Annotated in this window: 11 protein-coding genes; all 11 read right to left on the bottom strand. The window is 62.9% G+C overall.

What is annotated here, in order from left to right; all coding sequences use genetic code 11:
- Positions 1–106: 106 nt before the first annotated feature.
- Positions 107–2,656: an autotransporter outer membrane beta-barrel domain-containing protein gene (locus HBO41_RS11095; protein ID WP_169986225.1), complete on the bottom strand. Its 2,550-nt coding sequence runs from the start codon at positions 2,654–2,656 to the stop codon at positions 107–109.
- 244 nt (positions 2,657–2,900) lie between these two features.
- Entirely contained in the window at positions 2,901–3,662 is a 762-nt protein-coding gene (locus HBO41_RS11090; protein WP_169986223.1) for a PIG-L deacetylase family protein, read from the bottom strand.
- 177 nt (positions 3,663–3,839) lie between these two features.
- Complete coding sequence (locus HBO41_RS11085; protein WP_169986221.1) at positions 3,840–4,499, bottom strand: glycosyltransferase family 2 protein; 660 nt, start codon at positions 4,497–4,499, stop codon at positions 3,840–3,842.
- Positions 4,496–5,095 carry an SAM-dependent methyltransferase gene (locus HBO41_RS11080; protein ID WP_138453669.1) on the bottom strand — a complete coding sequence of 200 codons (600 nt, stop codon included), beginning with the start codon at positions 5,093–5,095 and terminating at the stop codon, positions 4,496–4,498. Before HBO41_RS11080 ends, HBO41_RS11085 begins: the two co-directional genes overlap by 4 nt.
- Positions 5,092–5,850, bottom strand: a complete 759-nt coding sequence (locus HBO41_RS11075) for a PIG-L deacetylase family protein (RefSeq protein WP_169986219.1) — start codon at positions 5,848–5,850, stop codon at positions 5,092–5,094. The genes HBO41_RS11080 and HBO41_RS11075 overlap by 4 nt, the downstream gene beginning before the upstream one ends.
- The gene (locus HBO41_RS11070) at positions 5,847–6,845 is read right to left on the bottom strand and encodes an acyl-CoA dehydrogenase family protein (protein ID WP_169986218.1); all 999 of its coding nucleotides are present in this window, start codon (positions 6,843–6,845) and stop codon (positions 5,847–5,849) included. Before HBO41_RS11070 ends, HBO41_RS11075 begins: the two co-directional genes overlap by 4 nt.
- A 1-nt stretch (position 6,846) precedes the next feature.
- On the bottom strand, positions 6,847–9,006 hold the full coding sequence (glgX, locus tag HBO41_RS11065; protein WP_169986217.1) for a glycogen debranching protein GlgX: 2,160 nt from the start codon (positions 9,004–9,006) through the stop codon (positions 6,847–6,849).
- Between the two features lie 124 nt (positions 9,007–9,130).
- Positions 9,131–9,400, bottom strand: coding sequence for a DUF2934 domain-containing protein (locus HBO41_RS11060; RefSeq protein ID WP_169986216.1), 270 nt, complete (start codon positions 9,398–9,400; stop codon positions 9,131–9,133).
- A gap of 24 nt (positions 9,401–9,424) precedes the next feature.
- A complete protein-coding gene (locus tag HBO41_RS11055; protein ID WP_169986215.1) occupies positions 9,425–12,181 on the bottom strand; it encodes a malto-oligosyltrehalose synthase in 2,757 nt (918 codons plus the stop codon).
- Positions 12,178–14,262: a 4-alpha-glucanotransferase gene (gene malQ / locus HBO41_RS11050; protein ID WP_099549667.1), complete on the bottom strand. Its 2,085-nt coding sequence runs from the start codon at positions 14,260–14,262 to the stop codon at positions 12,178–12,180. The genes HBO41_RS11055 and malQ overlap by 4 nt, the downstream gene beginning before the upstream one ends.
- Positions 14,259–16,004: a malto-oligosyltrehalose trehalohydrolase gene (gene treZ, locus HBO41_RS11045; RefSeq protein WP_169986214.1), complete on the bottom strand. Its 1,746-nt coding sequence runs from the start codon at positions 16,002–16,004 to the stop codon at positions 14,259–14,261. Before treZ ends, malQ begins: the two co-directional genes overlap by 4 nt.
- Positions 16,005–16,037: the final 33 nt, after the last annotated feature.

The following is a 16,037-nucleotide window of genomic DNA, read 5'->3' as shown; positions in this document are numbered from 1 at the left end:
GCTCAGTTGAACGTCGTGCTGTATCGGCTGTGTTTCAGCAAGTGCCATGGGTTAAACGTTGTGTATCGCAACGGGCCCTGGATACAGTGCGATACACATACGCGGATCAGAAATCCATTCGAAGCCCCAGCGTGCCTTGGCGGCCGTTGAGGGCATTGCTGTCCAGGTTGCGGTTGTAGCCCAGTTGGCCGTACAGGCTGATGCCTTGGGCAACGGTCAAGGTGGCGCCGACGTTGAGGTCCAGCGTGGTCGACTTTTGCTCGGTGTTTATGTCGGTAGCATCATCGAACCTAACGGTGTTGGTGCCGGCGCGGGCATGCCAGACGTTGGCACGCGCGTATGGCTGCAGGGGCATACCACTCACCTCATAGCTGCCACGCAAGCGGGCACCCAGGCGGGTGGTGACATGCGTGTCAGCGTCGTAGGAGACGGCGGAGATTCGGTTGTTCTGGCTGTCCAGCCGCGTGCGGTCGACGATGAGCTGGGCTTGTGGCTCCAGTTCCCATTGGGCACTCACAGTAAAAGGCCAGCCCGCTTCGGCGGACGCCAATGCGTTGCTGCCTTTGGTTTTCATCTTGATGCCCCGGTCGGACTCGTTGTTGCCGGTGAAGCGGGTGCCCATTACCACCAGGTCCAGATAGGCGCGGTTGGCGCCGATCAGTGTCCAGTAGGCGCCCAGGCTGTCGCCGCGCAAGGTCAGGCGGCCTGCGTCCTTGTCTTGGAAGCCACCGTTGAAACCCTTGACGTCGCCTTGCAGGCGGCTGTGGCCCACAAAGAAGCCAAGCCGGTGAGTCTGGCCGCTGTCCGTGCTGGTGGCGTACAGGTCGCTGCCCACCTGGAAGGCCGACAGCGAACTGTCCAGTGTCGGGCTGACCGTTCCCGCGAAACTCTGGCGACTGTTGCCGCCGTACACCCTGGCCCAACCCGTGGGGAATACCCCGGTTTGTTGCTGCTGGCGCTGATCGCCCACGCGTTCGTGGTAAGTCCCCAGCATGCCTTGCACGATTTGCTCGGCAGCTTGAAACAGCACGGCGTACACCGGCACTTCGGCGCGGTAAAGGGGGATTGCGGTGTTGCCTGGATTGGGCGGCAATGCCGGGGTGCCAGGCGCTGGGGTGGGCGGGGTAATCACCGCATCCGGCGTAGGCTGCGCCGGCACGGTGGAGCGCAGGTAGTAATTCTGTTCCGTACCCGCGGTCACGCCCCCTCTGAACAAGTGATAGTCAAACGCACCAGCAGACACGGGGCCAGCCAGCGAGAACGCACCGACGCTGCTGGTTGCGCCCTGGGTTGCCTGTACCACCTCTATGCCATCCTTCACGGTCAGCGCACCTGCACCGCCCAGGTTGGTGATGCTGATCGCCGTGGCGCCCTGCAGGGTGCCTTGGCTGACCACCAGTTTGTCGCTGGGTGAGTTATCCGCGCCCAACACCGTTTGCAGCGCCAGCCGACCGCTCGTGCCGATGTAATTGCCGTTGACCGTCAAGCTGTCGGTCGTGCTGGAACTGTAGGTACTCATATCGATCAGACCGGCGTTGTTCAAGGTTGCCAATTGTCCGGACGTGAAGGGCGCGAGAGTGCCCGTTGTGACGATCAATCTGCTCGTTGCATCGATGCTCATTGCGCCGGTACCGGTATCGCTGCCTCCCAATACGAATGTGCCACCCAGTGTCAGGGCCGACCCATTGACCATAGACACCCGCTCCCAGCCGGTGTAGCGGCTCGGGACGCTGGTTTGCGTTGCGTCAAAGGTGAGGGTGTCGTTACCCACGCCGCCGTCCAGTTGGGGGGTGGCGGCCAGCAAGGTTTCGCGGAGGTTTTTCAGCAGGGCAGAATCATCATCGGCACCCATGAGAATTGCCCCGTTGATTGTTCCCCCGTCGGTCCAAATGAACTGATCGGCGCCGAAGCTCGTGAGGATTTGGCCGTTGACCCTGCCACCGCTGACCTGGATCAAATCCACGCCGGCGCTGGTGCTGATGTTGCCGCCGATGGTGCTGGTGCCCGAGACGAGAATGGTGTCCCTGCCAAGCCCTGTGACAAGGTTGCCGACGATGGTGCCGCCGCGCATATCGAAGACGTTGTTATCGAGTTTCATGTCGACCCGGCCGATGGTGCCGCCGGTCATCAATGCTTGATCGCCGTCTTCAAAGGCGCCCTTGATGGTGCCACCACTCATAACGAATGTGTCATGGCCGTCGCCTTGGGCCAGTGACTCGACAGTGCCATCGCGCATGACAAAACTGTCAATGCCCCCGCCCTGGATGATCGCCCCCGCGTGCCCACCGTTGATCTGCACCAGATCCACACCATCGCCCTGGGTAATGGATCCCGTGACCGCGCCCAGCGTCAGACGAAACGTATTCGCACCGTCGCCCTGGTGCAGCATCCCATTGATTGCCGCTGTCCCACCGTTGATGTCAACCAGATCGTTGCCGGCCCCCAAGGTGACATCACCGTTGAGGGAGCCGCTGCCGCTGAGGTTCCGCGTGTTGTTGCCGGCGGTGTCGGTAAAGCCCGGCGCGGCGCCGCTGTTGCAGGTCGAGGTGTCATTGCCGGCGGTAATGTTGATCGTGCAGGCGCCAAGCGACGGCAGCGGCCACACCGCCATCAACGTGATACCCAGGTAAGTCAGAAAAACTGGCAGTGTGCGCATGACGGCTCCTTGTCCGAAGGAAGTTCCCGCACCTGAGCAATCAGGTGCGGTTCAAGCCATGGGAAGGTAGAGCGCGATACGGAGCAGGCACGATGGGTTGCCTGTTCTACGAAAACACCGGCGAATGCAAGGGGTTGGCATGGCTTTCTCGACTGCACATCAAGCTGTGCAGGCTTTTTGCACCTTAGTCGCAGAGTGAGCCGGGTGCTACTGTGAGAACTGACAGGTACAGGCGAGTGCTGGCCTAGGCAAACACGATCTCATAGGGCTCACGCATCCGCTCCAGCAACTCCTGGGCAAGCATTGGCGCCAGGCCGATCTCCGGGTCGCCGACCAATTGGCTGGCATACGCATGGGCGGCGTGAAGCTTGCGCGCAACGCTCCAGCTGTCCAGGCGCACCTTGTGCGCGCGATGCCAGGGGATCACCGAGCCTTCACGCAGCGGCCAATGCCAGGCCCATATCGGCAGTTCATACAGGCGCGCGCCGGTGAGCTGGCAGGCTTTGGCGCTGGCTCGGCCGACGGCGTCATGGTCGTCCTTGCCGTCGTGGCGCCAAGTGGTAAACACCACGTCGCCCGGTTGCAGATAGCGCGCAATGAACTGGCTCATGGGCTGTTCGCGGGCGGCCAGGGCGTCGTCGCAAAAGCCGCCGCGAATCCACTTAAGGCTGTGCAGCGGCATCCCCAGGCGCCGCAGCGCTTCAGCGCTTTCCTGCGGGCGGATCACACTCAGGCGGCTTGCCGGCCAAGCATTCGAGCCTGGGTGGCTGGCGCTGCCATCGGTGATCGAGATCAGTTGCAGCGGGTGGTCGAGGGTGCTGAGCAGTTGCAATAAACCGCCACACGCCAGCACCTCATCGCCGGGGTGAGGCGCGATGACCACCACCCGCGCACCGCGTGGCACCAGGGAGGAGGGCTTGATAAAGGGGATTTGCGCCAACTGCGGCGCACTGTTCCAGATTTGCGCAGGGCCGCGACGGCCCTCGCTTAATGAGGCAGATTTCATCGGTGTCACGTCCTTGTCAAATGATGCCGGGTCGTACCCCGTTGACGGGACGACGCTCTTGTACTCAGCACAGGCTCCGCTGCGATGAACTGCGGCCATCCAACCCTGGATGACCAGCAAGGCGATTTCAGCATAGTCAAGGATTCGGCGTTTTTACATCTTGCACGGTCGAAATATTCAAGTGGCCTGCATCAAGCTCTTCAAATAATCACCAAAACCGCCTTGAGCGCGACAGTCCAGGCGCGCACTGGTAATCACCTGGGGCGTGTGGCTCCAGGCGATGGAAGCGCCGCAGCGCTCCAGGTTGCGCACCAGTTGCACATCTTCGTGGCAGGCCAATGGCTCGAAGCCGCCTGCCTGTACATACGCCGCGGCACTCACGCCGAGGTTGGCACCGTGAATATGCCGATGGCCGTCGCGGGCTTCGTAGGCTTGGGTGTAGCGGATCTGCGCCGTTGCGTCGAAGCCTTCGCTCCAGGCATCCACTGTTACCGTGCCGCACACGGCATCGGCGCCCAAGGCCAGTTGCGCCACCAGCCAATCGGGGGCGACACGGCTGTCGGCGTCGGTGCACGAAATCCAGCGTGCACCCTGGTTTAACAAGTGCCGCGCACCCACTCCGCGCACCTGCCCGACGTTACGTGCCAGCACGTGTAAACACTGCACCGGATACGCCTGGGCAATCGCCGCACTGCCATCGCTGCAGCTGTCGAGCACGGCCAGGATCTGCACAGGCTCACCCAGCAAATCAGGGTGGCTGGCGGCAATCATCGCGGCTTTGAGGCACTCGCCCAATAGCGCTTCTTCGTTATGTACCGGGATTAGAATGCCGATCATCGCAAGCCCTCATGGGTGGCGACCGAGGTGCCGTCACGGCTCCACAGGTCGAGTAGAAAGTCACTGTCGTGATGGTGGGCGAGGTGGGCCATGCCCAGGCGTTGCGCGAGCATTTCGTGCACCTGTTCGGCCGTTTGCGGGCAGCCATCAATGCGCGGGCGCCAGTGGCAGGCGAGCAGTTGGCCGTTGTCGGTCAGCGCATTCAGGGCACAGTCGATCAAGCGCTGTAAATCCTCGGCATCGAGGTAGTAGCAGAGTTCGCTCAACACAATCAGTTCGAACTGGCCGGGCGGCCATTCCTCAGGCAAACGGCTTTGATGAACCTGGGCGTGGCTGAACCCCCGCAATCGGGTTTGCGCCAGCGTTACGGCAGCGGCGGCCGTGTCGCAACACACCAGGCGCTCGCAGCGCGGCGCCAATTCGGCACTCAGCTCGCCGTTCGCGCAGCCGGGTTCAAAAATCGAGCGATAGCGGGGCCGTGTCAGCACCGCCAGGGTGAGTGCGCGTTTACGCTGTTCGTACCAGCGCTGGCGAAAGGCCCAGGGGTCGTCATTGCCGGCGAACAGCTGATCAAAATAGGGCGTGGCCACACTCATACAAACACCACTTCAAAAGGTTGCAGCAAACGCTCCACCACGTAAGGTGCCAGCACCGGTGCCAGGCCCACCTGCGGGTCGCCTTCCAACTGGCTGGCAAAGGCATGAATGGCGTGACGTTTACGCGCCACGGCTTCAGGTGTCAGCGCGATCTTGCGCGCACGGTGCCACGGCACTTGGCTGTCCTCAGGTGTTGCCCAATGCCAGGTCCAAACGGGCAACTCGTAGAGCGTCGCACCTACCGCCTGCGCCGCTTTGGCGCTGGCGCGGCCAACGGCTTCATGGTCGCAATGCCCGTCTTCGCGCCAGGTGGTGAACACCACATCGGTGGGCTTGAGATAGCGCTCTATGAACGCGCTCAACTCATCTTCACGGGCCGCCACCTGGCTGTCGGCAAAGCCTGCGCGCAGCCACTGCAAACTGTGCAGTGGCATGCCGAGACGGTGCAGGGCCTGGGCCGATTCCTGCGGGCGCACGATGCTCAAGCGCTCGACTGGCCAGCGCCTGGAGCCTGGATGGCTGGCGCTGCCGTCGGTGACGGAAATCAGTTGGATCGGCCGGTCGAGCATGGCCAGGCCTTGCAGCAGGCCGCCGCAGCCCAGCACCTCGTCGTCCGGGTGCGGAGCAATGATCACGGCGCGGTGCCCAGCGGGTACCAACTGCTCAACACTGATGTGCGGCAATTGGGCCATATGGGCTGAACCCTGCCATTGATGCAACGGCGTGCCCTGGCCAACGATCGGGTTGAGTTTCATAACAGCCACCTACCTGTGGGGTCGTCCGCAACCAGCTTTCCCAGCGCCGCCAGGTCACGCTCGGCGTGGCTTTGACGTACATATACGGGTAAGTCCGCCATCAATTGGGCGAAATGCGGATCTTTGCAGTAAGGCCCGGCACCCACGGCGCGCCCGACGTGATGAATGACCTGCTCGACGGTATCCTCGACGCACGCCCGTGCCTGTTGGGCCAGTTGCCGCGCATTGGCGCGAGGGTGGCGGTCAATCTGCTCAGCACCGTCGCGCAGTACACAGGCGGCGCTGTTGAGCACGCTGTCGACCGCGCCCAAGTGCGCCAGCGCATGCTGTTCGGGACGCTGGCTGCAATGCGCACGCAGCACCTCAGCCAGACGTTGCGCACCGCCATACCAGCACGCGGCGATACCGACGCCGCCGTGCCAGAAGCCAGGCCGTGACAGGTAGTCGCCCGGCTCGCCAACTGCGATGCCGCGGGCCTCATCAAAGATGATTTCGACACTGCCGGTGGCCGCCATGCCCACGGCTTTCCAGCCTTCGTGGGTGACGGTGACGCCGGGCTGGTCCATCTCGACCGCCACCAACTGTTGGCGGTCGTTTTCGTCCCAGGCGGTCAGCAAGCCATGGCTGACCACCGCTGCACCGGAACACCAGGCTTTACGCCCATCGACGATCAAGCGCTGGCCGTCGCGGCGTACGCGTACCTTGGCCGTCGGCGGTTCGGCGGCCCACATGCCCCAAACACTGCCCACGGGCGGCAAGGGGCTGTCGAGCTCGGCGATGATCGCCAGGGCATCGGTGTGACCTTCGAACAGCTTGCACAGGCGCAGGTCATGACCTGCCACCTGCGCCAGCCGGCTGAAGCGTTCCAACGTCTGGCCGCTGCCGGGCAATGGCAGTTGGTCCAGGCCTTCTTCCTGAAGCTTCTTCAGTGCAACGCCCAGCGCCTGCGTGTCGGCGTAGCTGCGGTTGCCTTGAAGGAATCCATGCAGAGCCATCTCACACCTCGTCGTCGCGTTGCAATTCGAACAGCAGCAGTGAGCGTCCGGTCACCGCGTACTCGTGCTCGAAGTCAAAACGCTCCTGACCGCGCACTGCGGGGGCATTGGTATCGAGCATGCAGGTCCAGAATTCACCCTGGGGCACCGGCGGCAGGCGGAAATTCACCATGTCGTGGTGGGCATTGACCACCAGAAGCAAGGTCGCATCACCCCCAGCGCGACGAATCCCGGTTTCCTGGGCGCGGCCGTCCATCAGCATGCCCAGGCAGCGGCCATGGCTGTCTTGCCACTGTTCGGTGCTCATCTCGTTGCCATCCGGCGCCAGCCAGGTGACGTCTTTTACGCCGAGGTCTTCGTTGTAGTCGCCCACCAGGAAACGCCCACGGCGCAGAATCGGGTAGGCCAGGCGCAATTTGATCAGGCGTTTGACGAACTTGAGCAGTGCCTTGCCGTCGTCGTCCAGGTCCCAGTTGACCCAGCCAATCTCGCTGTCCTGGCAATAGGCATTGTTGTTGCCGTGCTGGGTGCGCGCGAACTCGTCACCGGCCACGATCATCGGTGTGCCTTGGGCCAGCAGCAGCGTGGCGAAGAAATTGCGCATCTGGCGCAGGCGCAGGGCGTTGATTTCCGGGTCTTCGGTGGGGCCTTCGACGCCGTGGTTCCAGGACAGGTTGTTGTTGCTGCCGTCCTGGTTGTTTTCGTCGTTGGCCTCGTTGTGCTTGTCGTTGTACGACACCAGATCGTGCAGGGTGAAACCATCGTGGGCAGTGATGAAGTTCACCGAGCTGTAGGGCCTGCGCCCACGGTGGTTGAACATCTCGCCCGAGGCGGTCATGCGCCCGGCAAAGTCCGCCAACTGGCCGTCATCGCCTTTCCAGAAGGCGCGCACGGTGTCGCGGAAGCGGTCGTTCCATTCCACCCAGCCGGGTGGGAAGTTGCCCACTTGGTAGCCGCCGGGGCCACAGTCCCAGGGTTCGGCAATCATTTTCAGCTGGCGCAGCACCGGGTCCTGGCGGCAGGCCACAAGGAAGCTGTGGCGCTCGTCGAAACCGTCGCGGTAGCGCCCCAGAATGGTCGCCAGGTCAAAGCGGAAGCCGTCCACGTGCATTTCGGTGGCCCAGTAGCGCAGTGAGTCGGTGACCATTTGCAGCACGCAGGGGTGGCTCAGGTCCAGGGTATTGCCGGTGCCGGAGTCGTTGATGTAGAAGCGCTTGTCGTCGGGCATCAGCCGATAGTAGGAGGCGTTATCGATGCCGCGCATCGACAGGGTAGGGCCGCGCTCGTTGCCCTCAGCAGTGTGGTTGTAGACCACATCGAGGATCACCTCGAGCTTCTGCTCATGCAGGTGCGCGACCATCTCCTTGAACTCGGCGATCTTGCCGCTGGCCAGGTAACGCGGGTCAGGCGCAAAGAACGCGATGCTGTTGTAGCCCCAATAGTTGGTCATGCCTTTTTGCAGCAGGTGCTGGTCGTTGACGAAGGCATGCACCGGCAGCAGCTCAACGGATGACACGCCGAGCTGGCGAATATGCTTGAGCACGTCATCTTCCATCAGCCCGGCACAGGTGCCGCGTACCGACTCGCCCACCGAAGGGTGACGCATGCTAATGCCGCGCAGGTGGGTTTCGTAGATGATCGTGCGGTCCCATGGCACCCGTACCGGCTGGTCGTTGCCCCAGGTGTGCGCAGGGTCGATGACCTTGCACTTGGGCACAAAGGGCGCGCTGTCGCGTTCGTCAAAACTGAGGTCGTCGTCCGGGTGGCCGATGGTGTAGCCGAACAGTGCCTCGGACCATTTGAGTTCACCCACCAGCTGTTTGGCATAGGGGTCGATCAGCAATTTGTTGTGGTTGAAGCGGTGACCATTGGCCGGGTCATACGCACCGTACACGCGGTAGCCGTAAATCAGCCCGGGGTGGGCGTCGGGCAGGTAGCCGTGGAAGGTTTCGTCGGTGTATTCGGGCAGTTCGATACGTTCAAGCTCGACCTCGCCGGTATCATCGAACAGGCACAGCTCGACCTTGGTGGCATTGGCTGAGAACAGCGCAAAGTTGACACCCAGGCCATCCCAGGTGGCGCCTAGAGGGAAGGGCAAACCTTCACGAATCCGCGACGGCTCGTTTTCCGGCGTGGCTGGGTTGTTCTCGGGTTTGCTCATTAAATTGCTCCTGCAAGGGTCTTTTTTCGGGCCAAGCGCTACCGTGCCGACGGTTGCTCAGCTGGCGCACTGAAAAGTAAAAAGGGCCTCCTGGCGACAGTGTCGGCAGGAGGCGCGTGGGCTGTTAAGGCTTGGGCTTTTTCGGCGCCGCAGGCTTTTTGGCCGCTGACGGTGCGGGCTTGCTGGCCGCCGGGGCCGGCGGCTTGGCTTTTGGCGCAGGCTTGGGAGCGGTCTTGGGTTTGGCCGCAGCTTTGGGTTTGCTTGGGGTCAGCGCTTCGGCTTCGGCTAATTTGCGCGCCATCTCCCAGTGGCGTGCATCTTCACCGTGGGGCTTGCCTTCGGATTCCCAGATCTGATGCGCCAACTCGCGTATGCGTTTGTCTTCAGTACTCATCACAATACTCCTCACAGAAAATTTTCAGCTTTCTTGATCATCGGGATTGATAAAGACATTGACCGGGAAATCCCCCAGGGCAGCGCTGATCAACAGCTCCTTGTTTGGTGTGACTGCGCCTGTATGAAAAAGTCCCTTCCAGTTTTGTGTTGTGGTGGCGAACGGTAATTTCACCCGCGTATCGCCCCAAACCTGCGCATTGATATGGGGTTGCTCACCGTTTTCCAGCAGGCGATGGGGCCAGCGTGGCACCACCACCAGCAGGTGTTTGCCTTGATACGTGCGGCAAAATGCGACGACGTGATCGGCGTGTTTGCCTACCACTTCCAGCGGCGTGTAGCTGCCGCGTTGGAAGCGTTCGGCGTTGGCCTTGCGCACGGCCAGCACCTGGGCAATCAGCGCCTGTTTGATACGCCCGTCGCGCCAATGGGACAACAGCTCGCCGACGTCCGGCGGTGTGTTCAACGCCTGTTGCCGTGCGTTGAAGTCCACCGGGCGGCGGTTGTCCGGGTCTACCAGGCTGAAGTCCCAGAACTCATCGCCCTGGTACAAATCCGGTACACCCGGCACGGTGATACGAAGCAAGGATTGCGCCAGGCCGTTCAGTGCGCCCGCCGGGGCGATGGCCTGGGCGGCGCTGCCGATGGCCTTGCGTAACGGGGTGCCGGCATCGCTGAGCAATAGGCGTGACAGGAAGGCATCGACCGCCTGTTCATAGGCTTCGTTGGGCGCGCTCCAACTGCTTTGCAACTTGGCTTCGCGCAGGGCTTTTTGCTGCCATTGCCACAGGCGTTGCTGGTAACCCTGCATGTCCGGGTTGCTATCCAGCGGCCAACTGCCGAGCAGCACTTGGTAAAGGATCAGTTCATCGCCCGCCGACGGGCTGTGTGCATCGTCGCGCAACGGTGCGGCGAGGCGGCGCCAATGCTCCACCTGTTCGACATACCACGGCGCACATTCACTCAGCACCGCCAGGCGCGCTCGCGTGTCTTCACCGCGCTTGTGGTCGTGAGTGGCGGTGGCCAGCAGGTTGCCGGGGAAGGTCTGCAAACGCTGCTGGTTAGCCGCGTGAAAATCCGCCAACGGCGCACTGAACTGTTCGGTGCTGAAGCCCACATCGTTACGCGACAGCAGCACCGCCGAGCGGTAGAAGGCGGTGTCTTCCACGGCCTTGGCCGCCGCCGGCGACGTGAGCTGCTGGAAGCGCACGCAGGCATGCTTGAGCATCTTGCGTTCACGCCCGACCGGGCGGTTGCGCCACGGCTGGCCGCCCAGCCATTTTTCCAGGTGGTCGAGCACCGGCCAGTCGCCTTCGCCCAAGGTGCTGCGAGCACCGGCCAAGGCTTGCAGGAAAAACACATCATCATGGGCGCTGCGCCCACGGGCACTGATGTAGGTGCGGTACACCGGGAAGTGCACGATCAGCTCCTGCAAGGCACGGCGGATTGCGCCCAGGGTCAGGTCGCGGGTCATCACGTCGTCGCGGGCCACTTGCAGCAGCGCCTGGGCCACACTCTCGAAGTCACCGGCCAGGGAACCGTTGAGAATCTGCTGGCGGGCCAGCCAGGCTTCTTCGATAAACGCGGCGGGCCGTTCGCTGTAGCGCGTCCACAGCTGCGCCAACGGCGCAAAGCCTGTTGGGTCGTGCTGCAACAGCGACAGCTGGTTCATGAATTCATAGCCGGTGGTGCCGTCTACCTGCCAGTCTTCGCGCAGGGTTTCGCCTTCACCGAGGATTTTTTCTACGAAGATCGGCAAATGCCGGTTGGGCGAAAGGGAATCCACGCGCCTGCGCAACTTGCGGCAATACCCGCGTGGGTCAGCCAACCCGTCGATATGGTCGATGCGCAAGCCGTCCACCAGCCCTTGGCTGATCAGCTCGAAAATCTTGCCGTGGGTGGCTTCGAACACGGCGCTGCGTTCTACGCGCAGGCCGCCGAGTTCGTTGACGTCGAAGAAGCGCCGCCAGTTGATATCGTCCGCTGCGGTGCGCCAACTGGCCAGCCGATAAACCTGTTGTTCCAGCAAGGCGTGCAAGTGATTGAAGCCGTCCGGCTGGCGCCCATCAAATTCGGCCAGCTGGCGTTCGATGGCGTGCAGCACCGAGGCTTCGGTGGCCCGTTCGGCCAGCACGTGTTTGAGCCAGCCGGCTTCGGTGTAGGCGTCATCCTGGTAGGCAAGGGCGCTGAAACGCTCGGCCAGGGGCTTCAACAATTCATCGCCGCCCAGAATCATGGCGTAGTCACGCGGGCAAATCGGGAAGCGGTGCTCGTAATGCTCGACGTAAAAACCGCCCTGCACGGCATCGAACTTGAGCGCCAGGTTGCCGCTTTGCAGCGCTTCACCGTAGTCGCTGCCCAGAAACGGCATCAGCAATTGGCCCTTGAGCAGCGGGTCCGGCGAGTGCCACTGGATATCGAAAAACTCACTGTAGGGACTCAGGCGGCCCCATTCCAAGAGGTCCAGCCACCACGGGTTGTCTGCACCGCCGACGGCCATATGGTTGGAGACGATATCGAGGATCAGCCCCATCCCATGCTCACGCAGTGCCGCAACCAGCCTGTGCAAGGCCGGCTCGCCGCCAAGTTCGGGGTTGACGCGGGTCGGGTCAACCACATCGTAGCCGTGCATGGAACCGGCGCGGGCGGCCAGCAGCGGCGAGGCATACAGGTGGCTGATGCCCAGTTGGGCGAAGTAGGGCACCAGGGGCACGGCATCATCCAGGGTGAAGCCTTTGTGAAATTGCAGGCGCTGGGTCGCGCGCAGGGGTAATGCGTTCATCGGTCACGCTCATGGGCCTGGTTGCGCGCCACGGCCAGCAGCTCCAGGCGGCGGGCGGCGCTGTCGTTGTCGAGCAGGCTGGCGGCTTCACCCGGCAGGCGGCGGCGCCAATTGGGGTGGGTGTCGGTGGTGCCGGGCAGGTTGGCTTGTTCCTCGATGCCCAGCGCGTCTTCCAGCGGCAACAGCACCAACGGCGCGCGGGTGTGGCCCAGGTAGCGCACGCTGGCGTCGAGCATGTGGTCGGTGTCATTGCGGATTTCATCGACGAAGTTCTGCGGGTCCTGGCTCAAGGCCTGGCGCAGCGCCTGGCGTTCGCGCAGGCGGTGTTCGCTCCATTGCTCCACGGTGGGCGCATCAATCAGGCCCAGCTGGATATTCCATTCGATATCGCGGCTGTGCCACCAGCCGTTGAGGGTTGGCAAGTCGTGGGTGCTGGTGGTAGCCAGGGCGTTGTCCGGCCAGTCGAGGATCGGCTTGAAGTGGCCGTCGTGGTTTTGTTCAAAGAGTAAGACGCGCATGCCCAGGATCGAGCGGCCGCTGAGTTTTTCGCGCAGGCCATCGGGCACGGTGCCCAGGTCTTCACCGAGCACGATGGCCTGGTGGCGGTGGGATTCCAGCGCCAGCAGGCGCAGCAGGTCATCCACCGGGTAGTACAAATACGCGCCTTCGCGCGGCGTAGCGTCCATGGGGATGACCCACAGGCGTTGCAGGCCCATCACATGGTCAATGCGCAGGCCGCCGGCGTGGGCGAAGTTGGCCCGCAGCATTTCGATAAAGGCGCGAAAGCCGTTGCGCTTGAGACCTTCGGGGGAAAACGCCGAGATGCCCCAGCCTTGACCCGCGCGGTTGAGAATGTCCGGTGGCGCGCCGACGGTAAGGTTGGCGAGTAGCTCGTCCTGCCGGCTCCACGCCTGGCTGCCGCCGCCATCGGCACCGACCGCCAGGTCTGCGATCAGGCCGATGCCCATGCCGCTGCCACGCGCGGCTTGTTGCGCGCGCTCCAGGCTGCGTGCGATCAGCCATTGGCAGAAGGCAAAATAGCCGATCTCATTCGTATGGTCGGCGGCAAATTGCGTCAGCGCCGGGCTCTGAGGCGAGCGCCATGCTTCGGGCCAGTGGCGCCAGTCGAGGTCTTCACCGGCGGCGGCACGCAAGGCTTGCACGGCTTCAAAGCGACAGTGGTTCTCCAGGGCTTCGCCGCCGGCCTGGCGAAAGCTCAGGAAGTCGGCGTGTTGCGGGTGCTGGCCGTGGCGGAAATCTTCATACAAGGCACGCAACAGGCGCTGCTTGGCGCGGGCGGCGGTGGGCCAGTCGATCAAGGTGAGCTGTTCCAGGGCGTGCAGCTCATCCGTAAGGTCCAGTGCCTCGATGGCGTTGCGCACTTCGCGCTCGCCAAGGATGCAGGCGGGCGAGGCGTACAGGCTGTTGAGGAACAGGCGGCTGGAAGGTGAGTAGGGGCTGTAGCGCTCGGTGTCGGCGCTGAACATCGCATGCATCGGGCTGATGGCCAAGGCATCGGCGCCGCGTTCGGCGGCGCTGCGGGCCAGGTGCTCCAATGCCAGGGTGTCACCGAAGCCGCCGTCACCCAGGCGGCGCAGTGCATACAGCTGCGCACTCAGGCCCCAGGCGCGGGCCGGTTGGCTGTCGACCGCTTCAGCGACGCTGTAGCAATGGGTAGGGGCCACGGCCAGGGTGAAGGTTTGGTCGTCAATATGCACCTGGTGATAACCCAGCGCGATTACGCCGGGCAGTTCGGCATTGCCGTCCAGGCGCAACTCCAGGGTTTCGCCCTGTTCCAGGCTGACGCGGCACGGTGTGTCCGGGGCGAAGTAATGCGCGAGGTCCAGACCCACGCCGGTGTCCACGGTCATCAGCGGTGGCAGGTGCTTGTCTTGTTGCACCCGTTCCATTTCGAGCAGGCTGGCATTGATCTCGGCGTCAGTATCGGCCGGGTGGCCCAGGCCTTTGAGGACGGCACGCAAGGCGGCGGGTTCGACATGTTGCGGGCGGCCGTTTGCGTCGATCCAATCGACGGCCAGGCCCGCGCGGCTGGCGAGTATTTCCAGGTTCGCTTCGCTCAAGGGTGATCTCCAACAGGGGATAAGGCGACGCGTGCGCTGAACGGCGCCAGTTGCGCGCCTTCATGGGCAGACGTCTCGAATAGCAGGTGCGGCGGCGCCGGGTGATCCAGCGGCGTGGCACCCAGGTTCAGGTCAATCTGCAACAGGCTGCCGTTGCCCAGGCGCCAGCGCGCGGTGACGGCGCCGTCGGCCAGTACCTGCGCGCCCAGGGCCACGCTGCCGGGCAAGTGCGGCACGATGTGCCGATGGCGCAGGCTCAGCAACTGACGGTAAAGCTGCGCGTGTTCGTTCTCGGTGAAGCGGGGCGCCGATTGCAGGAAAGTCGGCAGCGCATTCGGGTCGGGGATCTGTTCGCGCCGCTCAGGGTCTTTAAACGCGGCGAAATCGGCAAATTCGTTGCGTCGGCCTTCGCGCACGGCTTCGGCCAGCTCACCGTGATGATCGGTGAAAAACAGGAACGGCTGCTCGGCGTTGACTTCATCGCCCATAAACATCAGCGGAATCATCGGCGACATCAGCAGTAAGGTGGTGGCCGCCTTCAACGCCTGGGGCGAGCACAGTTGGTGCAGGCGCTCGCCCAGGGCGCGGTTGCCGACCTGGTCGTGGTTTTGCAAAAACGCCACGAAGGCGCTGGGTGGCAGATCACCACTGGGTTCGCCGCGCGCATGGCCGTGACGGGTGGTGTGGCCTTGGTAGATAAAACCTTCGCCCAGGCAGCGCGCGAGCTTCTCGGTGGGGTCTTGTGCGAAGTCGCTGTAATACGCATCCGTTTCGCCCGTGAGCAGTACGTGCAGTACGTTATGGAAGTCGTCATTCCACTGCGCATCAAAGTCGTGCTTGAGCAGGCGGGCCTGGTTGAGTTCGTTTTCCAGCACCAGCCACACGTGCCGGCCGGTGTCCACCTGCTGGCGTACCCGTTGCGCAAGTTCCTTGAGGAAACCGGGGTTGTCGATGGCGTGTACCGCGTCCAGGCGCAGGCCGTCGAAGCGGTACTCGAGCAACCACATCAGTGCGTTGTCGAGGAAAAAGTCGCGCACCTCACGGCGATCAAAATCAATCCCGGCGCCCCACGGCGTGTGCACGTCTTCTTCAAAGAAGCCTTGGGCGTACTGGCTCAGGTAATTGCCATCGGGGCCGAAGTGGTTGTAGACCACATCCAGGATCACCGCCAAACCGTGTTCGTGGGCACTGTCGATCAGGGCCTTGAGTTGTTCGGGGGAGCCATAGGAGGCTTGCGGGGCGTAGGGCAGCACCCCGTCATAGCCCCAATTGCGCTCGCCGGGAAATTGCGCCAGCGGCATCAGTTCAATGGCGGTCACGCCCAGTTCGGCCAGGCGTGGCAGGTGCTTTTGCACGCCGGCATAGCCACCCAGTGCGCCCACATGCAGTTCGTAGATCACCGCCTCATGCCAAGGGCGACCTTGCCACTGGCTGTGTCGCCATTCGTAGGCGAGGGGGTCGACGACCACGCTCCAGCCGTGCACGTCGAGTGCCTGGGCCCGGGATGCCGGGTCCGGCACGTCCTGTTCGCCATCAATGTTGTAGCGGTAACAAGTGCCCGCCGGGCACTCGGTTTCTACCTCGAACCAGCCATCTGCCTGGGGCAGCATGGCGATGGACTTGCCGTCTTGCAATTCAACGCTGACATAAAACGCGTCTGGCGCCCACAAGGCAAAACGCGTGTGTTGCGCGTCCAGCATGATTGCGCCGTGGGGCCAGGTTTCCAGAGTCCGTGACGGCATCTATGAAGACCTCCCTTTTTTGAAACAACAACC

Origin of the sequence: Pseudomonas sp. WS 5146, from assembly GCF_012985495.1 — a bacterium.
GTDB lineage: Bacteria > Pseudomonadota > Gammaproteobacteria > Pseudomonadales > Pseudomonadaceae > Aquipseudomonas > Aquipseudomonas edaphica.
Note: the sequence above shows the minus strand (reverse complement) of the source record. Positions and strands in the feature narration are given on the sequence as shown.

Excerpts from the sequence above, each read along its gene's own strand:
- HBO41_RS11095 (WP_169986225.1), bottom strand. The coding sequence starts at position 2,656 with ATGCGCACACTGCCAGTTTTTCTGACTTACCTGGGTATCACGTTGATG.
- HBO41_RS11090 (WP_169986223.1), bottom strand. The coding sequence starts at position 3,662 with ATGAAATCTGCCTCATTAAGCGAGGGCCGTCGCGGCCCTGCGCAAATC.
- HBO41_RS11085 (WP_169986221.1), bottom strand. The coding sequence starts at position 4,499 with ATGATCGGCATTCTAATCCCGGTACATAACGAAGAAGCGCTATTGGGC.
- HBO41_RS11080 (WP_138453669.1), bottom strand. The coding sequence starts at position 5,095 with ATGAGTGTGGCCACGCCCTATTTTGATCAGCTGTTCGCCGGCAATGAC.
- HBO41_RS11075 (WP_169986219.1), bottom strand. The coding sequence starts at position 5,850 with ATGAAACTCAACCCGATCGTTGGCCAGGGCACGCCGTTGCATCAATGG.
- HBO41_RS11070 (WP_169986218.1), bottom strand. The coding sequence starts at position 6,845 with ATGGCTCTGCATGGATTCCTTCAAGGCAACCGCAGCTACGCCGACACG.
- glgX (WP_169986217.1), bottom strand. The coding sequence starts at position 9,006 with ATGAGCAAACCCGAGAACAACCCAGCCACGCCGGAAAACGAGCCGTCG.
- HBO41_RS11060 (WP_169986216.1), bottom strand. The coding sequence starts at position 9,400 with ATGAGTACTGAAGACAAACGCATACGCGAGTTGGCGCATCAGATCTGG.
- HBO41_RS11055 (WP_169986215.1), bottom strand. The coding sequence starts at position 12,181 with ATGAACGCATTACCCCTGCGCGCGACCCAGCGCCTGCAATTTCACAAA.
- treZ (WP_169986214.1), bottom strand. The coding sequence starts at position 16,004 with ATGCCGTCACGGACTCTGGAAACCTGGCCCCACGGCGCAATCATGCTG.